The following is a 12,820-nucleotide window of genomic DNA, read 5'->3' on the forward strand; positions in this document are numbered from 1 at the left end:
CACCGCGTCGGTCACTCCCAGGAGGAGTCCCAGATGAGCGAAGTCCAGTGGAACCGTCTGACCGCCGCGCAGCTGCGGGCCCTAGCGGCCAGGGACGCCGTGGTGCTGCTGCCCATAGGGGCCACCGAGCAGCACGGCCCTCATCTGCCCACCGGCGTGGACGACTTCCTGGCCGCGGAGGTGTGCCGGCGGGCGGCGGTGCTGGCCGGCGAGCACACCGGTGTGGTGGTGACACCGTCGGTGCCGACGGGCCTGTCGGAGCACCACATGGCCTTCGGCGGCACCCTCACGCTCAGTCTGCCCACGTTGCACGCACTGCTGCGGGACATCTGCCGCTCCGTGATCCGGGCGGGTTTCTCCCGCATCCTGATCGTCAACGGGCACGGCGGGAACATGACCGCCCTCCACGCCCTCACGACCGAGCTGACGGCGGAACTGGCGACGCCGATCGCCTTCGCCAGCTACTTCGGCGCCGGACGGGAAGTGGTGCGGGAGACCCTGGAGACCCAGGACGGGCTCATGCACGCGTGTGAAGGGGAGACGTCCATGATGATGGCCGCCCACCCCGAGCTGATCCGCGCCGAGCATCTGACCGAGGCGCACGGGCCGCGGATCACGCTGCCCGCGGAGTCCGCCGACCCGGTCTACATGGCCGTGTCCTTCGACCGGATCACCCCGTCCGGGGTCGCGGGTGACGCCCGGGTGGCGAGCCCGCAGAAGGGGGAGACCATGCTCTCCGGCTGCGCGGCGGCCCTGGCCGACATCATCGTGCGCGACCCGTGGGCGAAAGAGGGCGGCGAAGCGTCTACGACGCGGTGAGGACGGTCTGCCTCGCACGTGCGGCCGGGAAGGGCACCGCCCTTCCCGGCCGCACGTCTGTGTGCGTGCCACGCCTTACGTCACCACCTTGACAGGTGACGCAAGGCATGACAGATTCATCACCAGTCAGGGCGGTGATTCTTCCCGGCGAAAGCCGACCCGCCCCATTGCCGAAATTCCTGAGAGGGGTTTGTCGTGGTGAGCATCAAGGGTGGACGCAAGCGAGTGGTGACGGGTGTGGTCTCGACGCTCACGGCGGGTCTCGCGCTCGGCGCGTTCGCCCTCAGCGGCACCGCCAACGGCGCGACCAAGACCGCCGAGGCCGCCGACACCGGCAGACACGCCAAGCCGACCATCGTCCTGGAACACGGTGCCTTCGCCGACGGCTCCAGCTGGAACGGCGTCATCGCCGACCTGCGCGCCGACGGCTACCCCGTCGTCGCCGCCGCCAACCCGCTGCGCGGACCCGCCTCCGACGCCGCGGCCCTGCGCACCGTCCTCGACCACGTCAAGGGCCCCAAGATCCTCGTCGGCCACTCCTACGGCGGCAACGTCATCAGCGAGGCCGCCACCGACGACCCGCAGGTGAAGGCCCTCGTCTACGTCGCGGCCTTCCTTCCGGCCCCCGGCGAGACCGCCCTGGAACTCACCAACAAGTACCCGGGCTCCACCCTCCCCGACGCCCTCGACCCGGTCACCTACCAGCAGGCCGACGGCACCACGGCCACCGACCTGTACATCCAGCAGGACAAGTTCCGCCACCAGTTCGCCGCCGACGTCCCCGCCGGCGAGGCCGCCCTCATGGCCGCCGAACAGCGGCCCATCGCCCAGGCCGCCCTGGAGGAGAAGGCCACATCCGCCGCCTGGAAGACGACGCCCAGCTGGGACATCGTCACCACCCAGGACCTCAACATCCCCGCCGCCGTCCAGCGCTACATGGCCAAGCGCGCCCACGCGCACACCACCGAGGTGGCCGCCTCCCACTCCGTCGCCGTCTCCCACCCCCACCTCGTCGCCGACGTCATCGAGCGAGCGGCCCGCGCCACCGTCCGCTGACACACCCGGCACGGGTCCGGTCCGGCAGCGGGGCGGTGCCGGACCCGGCGGTGCGGTCGACGGCCGACCGGACGCCGGCCACGTCGGCGAGAGGGGGCAGAAGTCCGGCTGCTGGACCCGTACCGCTCCGGCTGGGCATGCTGGACGGGCTGGTGACCGCCAGGCGCACCCTGGACCAGGTGAACGAGGGACACCAGGACCTGCGCGACGGCAAGAACATCCGCGGCATCCTCGTGTTCGACCGACGAAGGGACGACATGACCTCCCGCTCCGACCCCCGCGCACTGGGAGACTTCCTCAAGGCCCGCCGGGCGCAGCTCGCGCCGCAGGAGTGCGGTCTGCCCGAGACGGACTCCGCCCGCCGGGTCGCGGGGCTGCGCCGCGAGGAGGTCGCCCGGCTCGCCGCGATCAGCGTCGACTACTACACCCGGCTGGAACAGGGCCGGGTCCGGGCCTCGGCCCCCGTCCTCGGCACCCTGACCCGCGCGCTGCGTCTCGACGACGACCAGAAGCGCTACCTCTACGAGCTGGCCGGCCGCGGCGATGACCGGCCCCGTGGCCGCGCGCCCGCCCAGCGGGTACGGCCCGCCGTGCGGCGCCTGCTCGACCAGCTCACCCACACCCCCGCCCTCGTCCTCGGCAGACGCCTGGACATCCTCGCCTGGAACCCGGCCGCCACCGCCCTCTACACCGACTTCGGCGCCGTCCCGGACGGCCGGCGCAACTACCTGCGTCTGATGTTCACCGACCCCCGGATCCGGGAGATGCACCGGGAGTGGGCGCACGACGCCCGCGACGCGGTGGCCGCGCTGCGCATGGAGGCCGCCGCCGACCCCGACGACCCCGAACTCGCCCGTCTCGTCGGCGAACTGACCGTCCAGGACCCCGACTTCCGCACCTGGTGGGCCGAACACCGCGTCACCAGCGCGACCTACGGCACCAAGCACTACCGCCACCCCGTGGCCGGCGATCTCACCCTCGACTGCGACACCTGGGCCAGCCCCGACGGCTCCGGACAGCGCCTGATGGTGCTGACCGCCGAACCCGGCAGCCCCTCCCACGACGCCCTGCGCATCCTCACCTCCTGGACCACCGGGCACGCGGATCCGGTACGGGACAGAATCTCGTAGCGGCCCGGCCCGGGCGGATGAACCCGCGTGCCGTCCCCTCTCGTGTTCGTAGGGAACGGGCGGACAGAGGGACACATGCTCGCGTACGACATCCAGGGCCGCGGACCGGGTCTGGTGCTCCTGCACGGCATCGGGAGCACCTCGACCGAGACCTGGGGGACGCTGCTCGACAGCCTCGCGGCCGAGCACACCCTCGTGCTGCCCGACCTCCCGGGCTCGGGGCGCAGCCCGCTGCCCGGCGGCCCGCTGCGGGCGGCTGCCGTGGCCGACCAGGTCGTGGCCACGGCCCGGAAGCCCGGGCTGCGGGACTTCGTGGTCGCCGGGGCCTCGCTCGGCGCGGCCGTCGCCGTCAAGGTCGCCGCCCGCCATCCCGAGCGGGTCCGGGGCCTGTTCACCCTCGCCGGCTTCGCCCGGCCACGCACCTCGTTGTGGCTCGGCCTGGAGATGTGGGCGGCGTTGCACGCCCGCCGCGACGACAAGCTGAGCGCGTTCCTGACCTCGGCTTTCTTCTCCGAGGAGTATCTGGCCGCCCGTACCACGGAAGCGGCCCGGCAGCTGACCGCCCGGCTCGTGGCGTCCGCTCCCGGCACCGCCGAGCAGATCGCCCTCGCCCTGGGTCTGGACGTCCGCGGTGACCTCCCCGCGGTCGCCGCCCCCACCCTGGTCGTCGCCGCCGCGGGAGACCGGCTCGTGGCACCGGAGCACTCGGTGGAACTCGCGGTGGGCATACCGGGCGCACGGCTGGCCGCGGTCCAGGGCGGGCACACGGCGGCCGTCGAGGAGCCCGGCCGGACCCTGGAGATCCTCGGCGCCTTCCTCCGTGACGTCCACCGGTACCGGCCCGAGGCCGCCCGCACCGCCGACCGCCGCCCGTCGGCGGACCAGGGGCCGTGGCTCCTGCCCGTCCCGCGCCCCCGCCGCCCTCACCGCGGCTGACCCCCGACAGGTATCCGACAGACCATGCGCGTGCACTTCGTCGTCCATGAAGAGTTCGAGGCCCCCGGGGCACAACTGCTCGGGGAGGCCCTCGGGGCTCCCTGCCAGCACGGCCCGGAGCCGGAAGTCGGCTCCTTCCCGGTCACTCTCACCGAGGCCGGCCGACGGCACCCGCTGTTCGACGGCTGCGACGAGACCTTCGACGCCGGGCACTGGCACCACGACATGCCCGGACTCACGTCCGACGCGACCGTGCTGGCCACCAGTGAGGGGTGCCCCCGGCAGATCGTGGCGTACGGCATGGTCCTGGACGGATTCCAGTGTCACCTGGAGTTCGACCGGGACATCGTCGAAGGGCGCATCGAGTCGGCCCGGCAGGAGATCGCGGCACTCGACGGCCACCGCTTCGTCCAGCGGCCGGATCGGCTGCGGCGCAATGACCACCGCGCGATGAACGAGCGGCTCGAGATGTTCCTGGACCGGCTGACCGCCGACTACGCCGGGGCCGGACCGGCCGACGGCGGGCAACAGGCCGGACGTGTGTCCAAAGTGTGAGTGGTGGCTCGTCCGTAGCTGTGCATGTCTCGTCGCGTCACGCGTGACGACGTCGCTCGGCGCATACCTCGCCGCCCGTCAGTCGGCCAGGCGGTCCAGGACGACGGTCGCGACGCGGAGCGCGGCATGCAGCTCCGTCACCTCGGCGACGGTGGGACGGACGACGCCGGACCACTCGCCGCGCAGGCCGGGCCAGACAGCGAGCAGGACCTGGGCTCCCGCGAGGCCCAGGTGGGCCGTGACATCCGTCCGGTCCTCGCCCGCGGGCGTCCAGGACAGCAGGACGCGGCCCTGCGGGACGCGGGACGGTCCGCTCAGCGGCATCCAGGTGGCCATGAGCCTGCCGCCCACCGGCGTCACGATCGCGCCCCGGACGTCGGCCGGCATGGGTTCCCGCGTCAGCGTGGACAGTTCGGCGGTCCGACGGGGCTCGGGGTTCCGCACCAGGGTGAGTACGGGCCCACCCGCGCCGGCGCGCCTGGACCGCCGCCCGGACGATGACGGCCGGGCCGGCGAAGGGTCACAGCAAGGCCGGCCGCACCTGTGGTACCTCGTCATGTTCTCTCCCCTCCGAGCCCGGTGTGCGCGCTTCGTGGCATTCAGTCTTCCGGAGGCGGGAAGCCGGCCACATCCGTCATCTGACTGCCCCGGACCTCGTCGCCGGCGCCGTCAGAGCCGGTCGTCGTCCCCGGGTACGCCCTGAGCTGTGCGCTCGAGCAGGCGTGCGGCGGCGGTCAGCGCGGGTTCGGCATCCGGCGCCGGGTGCGCGGCCACTTCGCACACCTGGGCGAGGAGCCGGGCCAGCCGGCCGCCGCCGGCGTACGTCAGGGCGATGCTGCCCTCCCACAGGGTCTCGCGCAGGCGGTCCGGGGTGAACTGCCCGTCCCCGGCGCAGGCCACGAGCAGGCGGGACGCCAGGGTCCGTTCCAGCGCCCCCGGGGCCCATCTGCCCTGGTCGAGGTCGTCGGCGAGGGCGGCGGTCAGCTGGGTGAGCCGCTCGGCCGACGTGTGCCGCAGGACGGTGACAGGAGCGACTGCGTCATGGGACATGGGTATCGATGGCCTTCTGCTCGGTGCGGGTGGTGTGTGTGCCCGCCCTGCCCGTCGGAGGACGCGTCCGCGAGGGCCTGTCCGGCAGGACAGCGGCGGCGGAGTGTAGATTTCCCTCAGGATACGTGTCTCGCAGGTGTGTGCAGCACCGGCTCGACGAGTGCCGGGTTCCGCCCCTCAGGATGTCGAGATCTCACAGCAATGTGTGCGGCACGGAGTCCGCTGCCGCGGCATGGCGGGCGCCCGCCCGGCGGCATCACCACGGAAGAGAGACCGGAGCATCGATGAGATCGGACGCACGCTCCAACCGGCTGCGCATCCTCGAGGCGGCGACGGAGGCGCTCGCCGCTCCTGGCGACACCTCGCTGAAGTCCATCGCGCGCAGAGCGGGCGTGGGCCAGGGGACGCTCTATCGCCATTTCCCGACCCGGGAGTCCCTGATGCTGAAGGTGTACGGAGCCGAGGTGGACGAGCTGGTCACCGCCGTGCCGGCGCTCCTGGAGACCCTGAGCCCGCAGCACGCGCTGCGGGTGTGGCTGGAACGCCTGCTGAGCCTGGGCAGGGGCACACCCGAGTTCGCGGACGCGATGCGAGGGGCCACCACCGCGATGACGGAGCGGTGCCGCGAGCCGTACCGGCCGTTGCTCGAGGCCCTGTCGGCGCTGGTGAGCGCCAACGAGGCCGCCGGAACGGTCCTGCCCGCAACGACAGCCGACGACGTGCTGGTGCTGCTGGGTCCCCTGTGGCACGCCGGCCCTCAGGACGAGGACCGCGCCCGGGCCGCTCGGCTGTTCGACGTGCTGATGCGGGGGCTGTGTCCGGCGTCCGCAACGCACGGCACCAGGGGCCCCGGCGAGACGCGGCACAGGGCGTGAACCTCTTCGGGCACCGTCTCGCGCACGGCAGGCTGCATCTGCTGCTCACCCTCGACTCGCTGGCCGTGGTGCTCATCTCGGTCAACAGGAAGGCCGACGGCACACTCGCGTTCGTCGCGGACAACCAGTTCCTGCGCTGGGCCGAGATCAACAACATGGTGCTCGGCCTGTGCACCGTCCGGCTGTACACGGGCGGTTCTGCGCCGAGAGCCCAGTTCCTCTTCCCGACCGACCGTGCGCCGCGCTCCTGGGACAACGTCCTTGGCGCTGATCAAGATGCTGTGAACCGCCGGCCGACCCCGTGGGCGGCCGGAGCCCAGGACCGTCCGCCGTGCGGTCAGTAGACCTCCTCGCTCGGGAAGAAGGTGAGCAGCCGCGTGGTCTCCACGTACAGCCACGCCAGGGTCAGGGTGAGCCCGAACGCGGCCGGCCAGGACTGGGCGCGGGGGGCTCCGTACATGATGCCGTCCTCGACCTGCCGGAAGTGCAGGGCCAGGAAGGACGCCGCGGGGACGACGCCCAGGACCCCCATGAAGACGCCGAGGCCGAGGGGACGCAGACCGAGGCCCTCCGCGCCCATGAGGGGGAGGAGGAGCCAGTCCGCCAGGGCGAGGAAGCCCAGTCCGAGCAGGGCGGCGCCGGCGAAACCGTAGGACCTGCGGTGCACCCGCATCCAGTGCAGTCTGCGGGCGAGGAGGGCCGCGGCGGAGGTCGCCATCGTCCCGAGCACGGTCTGGACGAAGACGCCCGGTGACAGGTGGCTGGAGGCCGTCGTCGAGAGCACGCCGAGGAACACGCCCTGGAACGCGGCGAACGTCAGGGTCAGGGTGGCGGACCGCGGGTTCCTGCGGCACTGGACCACCACCAGCGCGGCGGCGAGGAGTCCGGCGCCGGCGGCGACGCCGTACGACGCGGCCGTGCCGAGCGCGGCGTGCGGCAGCAGGGTCCACGACAGCACGGCCGTCAGGGCCGTGGCCGCGAGCGCGGCCGCCGCACGGGGCAGGATGTCGTCCATCGTCATCAGGTCGCCGACGAGGACGGGCGGCGGAGCGGGCTCGTCGGTGTGCGCCTGTTCCCAGTCCTTGCCCGTCCTGATCCGGTCCCGGGCGACGGCGATCCCGCTCTGCGGGTCCCGGGTCGCCGTCTTCTGCCCGCCCCGCCGTTCGAACTGGGGCCGGGTGAGTATCGGATTGCTGCTCGTCAGCGAACGCTGCTGCTCGACCGGTGTCACGCCGGATCCTCTTCTCCGTGTCGGACGTGTCGGACGTGTCGGACGTACCACTCCCGGCAGTCGTGTGTTCCCGGGTGCCGACGGGCTCGCCAGGGTGTCGGCCGGCCTCAGCCTGTCGCAGGGGACAAACCGTGTGCATCAGTCACTTGACGGTGGGTTGCGCGGCCCTCCCCGGCCGCCGAAGGGCAGTCACGGCATCTCGAATCCCAGCGCGTGCGCGGCCGTCTCGGGAGTGGGCTGCGACCAGCGCCGCGCGACGGCCTCGTTGGTGGACAGCGACCGCGGCTCGGCCACGTCCAGGTAGAGCGTGCCGCCCAGGTGGTCGGTCTCGTGCTGCACGATGCGCGCCGGCCAGCCGGTGAACACCTCGTCGATCGCGTGACCGCGCTCGTCCTGCCCGCGCAGCCGCACCTGGGCGTGGCGGGCCACCACCGCCTGCCAGCCCGGCACGCTCAGGCAGCCCTCGAAGAACGCGGCCCTGGTGTCGCCCTCGGGCTCGTAGGAGGGGTTGACCAGCACCCGGAACGGCAGGGGGGTGCGTCCGCGCGCCTCGAGCGCCTCCTGCGGCCCGCGTGCCCGGTCCTCCACGACCGCGACGCTCAGCGGTATCCCGACCTGGGGCGCGGCCAGTCCCACGCCCGGGGCCGCGTGCATCGTCTCGCGCAGCGCGGCCAGGAAACGCTCGAGCAGCGCGTCGTCGAGCTGGCCGTCGTACGGTTCGGCGACGCCGCGCAGTACGGGATCGCCGGCGGCGACGATGGGCAGCGGGCCGCCGGTCTCGAGGAGTTCCTCGACGCGCTCGGACAGGGATATGTGTGTCGTGGGAGCAGTCATGGTGTCAGCTTGCCAGTTCGCTCGTGGGCGGGTGTTGACCACAGGTGTCTTCGGATCAGTCCGCCAGTGCGTAGAAGTGCATGGGGGAGTTCGGCTCGAAACCGATCCTCGGGTACACGGGTGCCCCGGCGACGGTGGCGTGCAGGGTGGCCCGGGTCAGCCCGGTGGCGCGGGCCCCCTCGTGCAGTGCCTTGCGCGTCACCGCCTCGCCGTACCCCCGGCGTTGCTGGTCCGGTTCGGTGGCGACGAGCACCACGAACAGGCGGCCCTCCGCCTCGACGGTCGCGGCGCACGCGACCGGGACCCCGTCCCGCAGCGCGAGGTAGGCGTAGACGTCCCGCTTCCACAGCGTGGAGCCGGCCAGCCCGTCGCGGCCGTCCTCCAGGTCGAAGCCGTAGGCCCGGGAGTTGATGTCCGCGTAGGCCCGCAGCTGTTCGTCGGTGGTCACCCGCTCGAAGGTGAGGTCCGGGTGGTGGGGCTCGGGGACGGGCAGCAGGTCGCCGGCCATGCCGGTGCCGGGGAAGGCGTGGACCAGGCCCGCGCGCCGCGCCGCCTCCGCGAGCGCCTCGCGCGCGTCGTCCGCGAGCAGGTCCTCGAAGAGCCACAGGAAGCCCGGCCGTTCTTTCGACCTCATGACGTCCGCCGCCTGGCCCAGGCGCTTTTCCAGGAGCGCCGCGTCCGCCCCGGTCTCGGTCAGGGTGATCGCGTTCCAGAAGGCGAAGCGGCAGTCGGCCCAGCGGACGGCGAGACCCGGCAGATCCCGTACGTCCGCTCCCTCGTCCCGGTCGAGCACCATGGCGCGCCAGACCGTGGACAGCTGTGCCACCGATTCGACCGCAGCCTCGAGATCCGTCACCGCAGCTCCCTCATCGTGTCGTGTGTGCGTACGTCCTACCCCGGCCCGACGATGCTCACCGGCCAAGGGGTTCGGTCACCGGCCCCGTTCCGGACAGTCCCGGGCCTCCGCTCGCGCCCCGCCCCCCACCGCGGGACGAAGCGGAAGCCCGGTGGGCGGCCGTCGCAGTGGCACCACGCCGACGGCCGCCGTCCTCGCCGCGGCCGACGGCGGGGACCTGCCGTCCTCCACACGGATGCGGGGCCGCGGTGGGTTCACTGCGCGTCATGTGCGACGTCGGGGCCGGGTCTCAGGCGGGTGTGATGTTGTGGTTGAAGCGGAAGACGTTGGCCGGGTCGTAGCGCTTCTTCACCGCGGCGAGCCGGTCGAACCGCTCCGCTCCGTACACCGCCCGCACTGCGTCGGCGTCGGTCGCCTCGTCCGGTGACAGGAAGTTCACCATGTTCCGCTGCGCCTCCCAGGGCGCGAGTCCGTCCATGACCCGCGCCAGGTCGGCCCGCAGCGTGTCCGCCTGGTCCGGGGCGCCCACGGCGAACGCGAAGACGACGTACGGAAGGCCACGGCTGGACACCGCGTTGGGCACCGCGGGCTCCCGGTCGAACGCGCCGCCGAGCGCCCGGATCTCCACGTTCGCCAGCGTGCATCCCGACTGCGGGCCCGTCAGGTCCACCAGGGCCTGCGCCGTCTTCTCGGAGAACTCCTCCAGACAGACACTGCGGTCGAAGTACGGGATGGGATCCACCGGATCCATGTGGATCTCCCCGATCGCGGTGAAGGGCTTCTCCCCCACCAGGTCGACCAGCACCGGCGCGCACGCACGCAGCGGAGCGATCAGTTCGGCGCCGTCGGCCGCCGACCCGAGGTAGCCGATGCGCAGATGGACCACGAAGGCACCGCGCAACGGCTCGGGCAGTGCGGGGACGTCCGGCAGCCGCTGGACACCTATGGACGAGGTCATCTCCTCCCCCGTCCCCGGCAGCCAGGTCCGCCAGGCCTCCAGCACCTCGGCCAGGTGCTCACCCGCGAAGTAGAGGCAGCCGCCGTAGAAGCGTGAGAGCGGGAACACCGCGAACTCGATCTCGGTCACCACACCGAAGTTGCCCTTGCCGCCCAGCACCGCCCAGAACAGGTCGGGTTCGCTCTGCGGGGTCACCCGGCGCAGCTCTCCGTCCGCCGTGACCATGTTCAGCCACCGCACATGGTCGGCGGCGTACCCCAGCGACCGTCCCAGCAGCGGGCTCTGGCCGCCGCCCAGCGTGTACCCGACGACGCCGACGTCCGGGGCCGAGCCCACGATCGGGGCCAGGCCGAACTTCGCGGTGCGCGGCAGCACGTCACGCCACCGCACGCCCGCCTCGACCCGCACGGTCTGCTCCCGCGCGTCGACGGAGACGCTCTTCATCCGTTCCGTCGTGATCAGCAGCCCGCCCTCGGCCGGCGAGACCATCTGATGGGCCGAGGCCTTCACCGCGACCGGCAGCCCGTGCCGCACGGCGAACCGGACCGCCGTGCGGACGTCCTGCTCGCCGGTCGCACCGACCACGACGGCCGGGCGGAGACCGCAGGACAGGTTGAACGTGGCACACTCCGCCTCGTACCCTTCCGCTCCCGGCTCCAGGACCGGTCCCCGAACGGAACGCCGCAGCGCCGCCACGTCCTCCGGCCGAAGGTCCACACTCGTCCCACCGGGGTTTTCCGCACTCACCTGATCACAACCTCACTCGCACATGCCCTGTCGCCAGCTACACGAGCCGGGTGTGCTTCGGCGTTCACATGGGCGTGCGCCCGTCCACAGGGACGGAGTCATTTGTTCCGTCCCTGTGGACGGGAACCGCTGATGAATACGTGTGCCGCCTTCGGAACATCCGCCGTTCAGCGATATGTGTTTACGGAGCGCTGATCCGTATCAATGGTACGTTTGATCGCGGATCGCTGATTCAGTCAGAATGGATCACCATGTCTTCACACAAACCTGCCCATGACATCGTCATCGTCGGCGGCGGAACGGCCGGCTGCGTGCTCGCAGCGCGTCTGACCCAGGACGCCGACCTGCGCGTGCTGTTGCTGGAGGCCGGCCCGGCCCGGCTCCCGGACGCCGTGGCCCATCCCCCGGCCTGGCCCACGCTCGCCGCCTCGGAAGCCGGCTGGGGCGACACGACCGTGGTCCAGCAGGTCTCCGGTGCCCCGGTGTTGCTGCCGCGCGGCCGGGGCCTGGGCGGCTCGTCCGCCATCAACGCCATGGTCTTCGCCCGCGGCCACCGCACCGGCTACGACAGCTGGAGCGCGCACGGCGCCAAGGGCTGGACCTTCGACGACCTGCTCCCCTACTTCCAGCGCACCGAGACCGCCCTCAGCGGCGCCCCCGGCCGCGGCACCGCCGGCCCGCTCGTCGTCGCCCCGGCGGCCGAGCCCAACGAGGTTCTCCTCGCCTGCCTCGACGGCGCCGTCGAGGCAGGACACCGCCGCGCCTTCGACATCAGCGGCGGCCTGGAGGAGGGGTTCGCCCCCGTCGACCTCAACATCGTCGGCGGACGCCGGCAGAGCGCCGCCGACGCCTACCTCACCCCGGCACTGAACCGCCCCAACCTCCAGGTGGTCACCTCAGCGACGGCACACCGGCTGCTCTTCGAGGGCAACCGCTGCGTCGGGGTGGAGTACGCCGTCGGCGGCCGGAGCCACACCGCGCGAGCGACCGCGGAGGTGGTGCTGACGGCGGGGACCATCGGATCGGCGCTGATCCTCCAGCGCTCCGGCGTCGGTGCGGAGGACGATCTGCGGCAGGCCCGGGTCGAGGTCTTCCACGCGCTGCCCGGCGTGGGGCACAACCTGCACGACCACCCGCGGGCCAACCTCGTCTACCGGGCTCAGCGGCCGGTGCCCGCGGCACGCAACAACCACGGCGAGATCCTGGGGCTGCTGCGCAGCACTCCCGCCGCCGAGGGGCCGGACGTGCAGATCATCTTCATCGACATCCCACTGCCCAATCCGGTCGCCCCGGTGCACAACGGCTTCACCATCGGCATCTCGCCGATGCGACCGGCGAGCCGCGGCCGGCTCAGGATCAGCTCGGCCGACCCGTACGCGCCGCCGGTGATCGATCCCCGCTACTTCACCGAGGAGGAGGACGTCCGGGCGGTGCTGTCCGGCATCACCGCGGCCCGCAGGATCGCCTGGTCCCGCTCGCTGGCCGAATGGGGGATCGAGGAGGTCAGTCCGGGGCTCGCCGCGGTGGACGAGGAGTCCATCGCCGACCACGCCCGCAGGTACTTCGGCTCGTACTGCCACCCGGTGGGCACCTGCATGATGGGCGAGGACGAGGTGTCCGTCGTCGACTCCGAGCTGCGGGTGCGGGGGCTGGACGGCCTGCGTGTCGCCGACGCCTCCGTCATCCCCGCCATCCCCTCCAACAACACCAATGCCACCGTGTACGCGATCGCCGAGCGCGCCGCCAACCTGCTGCGCCGTTCCTGATCCGCCC

At 72.4% G+C, this 12,820-nt stretch carries 14 protein-coding genes; 8 read left to right on the forward strand and 6 right to left on the reverse strand.

The features are described 5' to 3' along the window. Window positions 1-33 precede the first annotated feature (33 nt). The 5 genes from ACZ5CW_RS23040 (at window position 34) to ACZ5CW_RS23060 (ending at window position 4,496) form a co-directional block, all read left to right on the forward strand. On the forward strand, window positions 34-819 hold the full coding sequence (locus ACZ5CW_RS23040) for a creatininase family protein (RefSeq protein ID WP_468604205.1): 786 nt from the start codon (window positions 34-36) through the stop codon (window positions 817-819). 195 nt (window positions 820-1,014) lie between these two features. Next, entirely contained in the window at window positions 1,015-1,875 is an 861-nt protein-coding gene (locus tag ACZ5CW_RS23045; protein ID WP_468604207.1) for an alpha/beta fold hydrolase, read from the forward strand. 257 nt (window positions 1,876-2,132) lie between these two features. Next, entirely contained in the window at window positions 2,133-3,005 is an 873-nt protein-coding gene (locus tag ACZ5CW_RS23050) for a helix-turn-helix domain-containing protein (RefSeq protein WP_468604444.1), read from the forward strand. Window positions 3,006-3,080: 75 nt separating this feature from the next. Further along, window positions 3,081-3,941 (forward strand): alpha/beta fold hydrolase, encoded by an 861-nt coding sequence (locus ACZ5CW_RS23055; RefSeq protein WP_468604209.1) that lies wholly within the window; start codon window positions 3,081-3,083, stop codon window positions 3,939-3,941. 24 nt (window positions 3,942-3,965) lie between these two features. Next, window positions 3,966-4,496, forward strand: coding sequence for a hypothetical protein (locus tag ACZ5CW_RS23060; RefSeq protein ID WP_468604211.1), 531 nt, complete (start codon window positions 3,966-3,968; stop codon window positions 4,494-4,496). A 78-nt stretch (window positions 4,497-4,574) separates the two neighbouring features. On the opposite strand, the gene ACZ5CW_RS23065 is transcribed toward ACZ5CW_RS23060, so the two are convergent. After that, window positions 4,575-4,940 (reverse strand): hypothetical protein, encoded by a 366-nt coding sequence (locus tag ACZ5CW_RS23065; RefSeq protein ID WP_468604213.1) that lies wholly within the window; start codon window positions 4,938-4,940, stop codon window positions 4,575-4,577. A gap of 225 nt (window positions 4,941-5,165) precedes the next feature. Beyond that, complete coding sequence (locus tag ACZ5CW_RS23070; RefSeq protein WP_468604215.1) at window positions 5,166-5,546, reverse strand: hypothetical protein; 381 nt, start codon at window positions 5,544-5,546, stop codon at window positions 5,166-5,168. 284 nt (window positions 5,547-5,830) lie between these two features. On the opposite strand from ACZ5CW_RS23070, the gene ACZ5CW_RS23075 reads away from it, so the two are divergent. Next, window positions 5,831-6,421 carry a TetR/AcrR family transcriptional regulator gene (locus ACZ5CW_RS23075; RefSeq protein ID WP_468604217.1) on the forward strand — a complete coding sequence of 197 codons (591 nt, stop codon included), beginning with the start codon at window positions 5,831-5,833 and terminating at the stop codon, window positions 6,419-6,421. Further along, window positions 6,418-6,765 carry a hypothetical protein gene (locus ACZ5CW_RS23080; protein WP_468604219.1) on the forward strand — a complete coding sequence of 116 codons (348 nt, stop codon included), beginning with the start codon at window positions 6,418-6,420 and terminating at the stop codon, window positions 6,763-6,765. Before ACZ5CW_RS23075 ends, ACZ5CW_RS23080 begins: the two co-directional genes overlap by 4 nt. Here the strand turns inward: ACZ5CW_RS23080 and ACZ5CW_RS23085 are convergent. From ACZ5CW_RS23085 to ACZ5CW_RS23100, 4 genes are all read right to left on the reverse strand, one after another. Beyond that, a complete protein-coding gene (locus ACZ5CW_RS23085; RefSeq protein WP_468604221.1) occupies window positions 6,759-7,652 on the reverse strand; it encodes a Bax inhibitor-1/YccA family membrane protein in 894 nt (297 codons plus the stop codon). The two genes, ACZ5CW_RS23080 and ACZ5CW_RS23085, sit on opposite strands and share 7 nt — an antisense overlap. A 189-nt stretch (window positions 7,653-7,841) precedes the next feature. Beyond that, entirely contained in the window at window positions 7,842-8,486 is a 645-nt protein-coding gene (locus tag ACZ5CW_RS23090) for a peptide deformylase (RefSeq protein ID WP_468604223.1), read from the reverse strand. Window positions 8,487-8,541: 55 nt separating this feature from the next. Continuing rightward, window positions 8,542-9,282, reverse strand: a complete 741-nt coding sequence (locus ACZ5CW_RS23095; RefSeq protein ID WP_468604446.1) for a GNAT family N-acetyltransferase — start codon at window positions 9,280-9,282, stop codon at window positions 8,542-8,544. A 349-nt stretch (window positions 9,283-9,631) separates the two neighbouring features. Continuing rightward, on the reverse strand, window positions 9,632-11,017 hold the full coding sequence (locus ACZ5CW_RS23100; protein ID WP_468604225.1) for an FAD-binding protein: 1,386 nt from the start codon (window positions 11,015-11,017) through the stop codon (window positions 9,632-9,634). Between the two features lie 281 nt (window positions 11,018-11,298). Here ACZ5CW_RS23100 and ACZ5CW_RS23105 point away from each other — a divergent pair, with 281 nt between their 5' ends. Then, window positions 11,299-12,813, forward strand: a complete 1,515-nt coding sequence (locus ACZ5CW_RS23105) for a GMC family oxidoreductase (protein ID WP_468604227.1) — start codon at window positions 11,299-11,301, stop codon at window positions 12,811-12,813. Window positions 12,814-12,820 lie beyond the last annotated feature (7 nt).

The organism is Streptomyces sp. NPDC031379 (assembly GCF_055569615.1).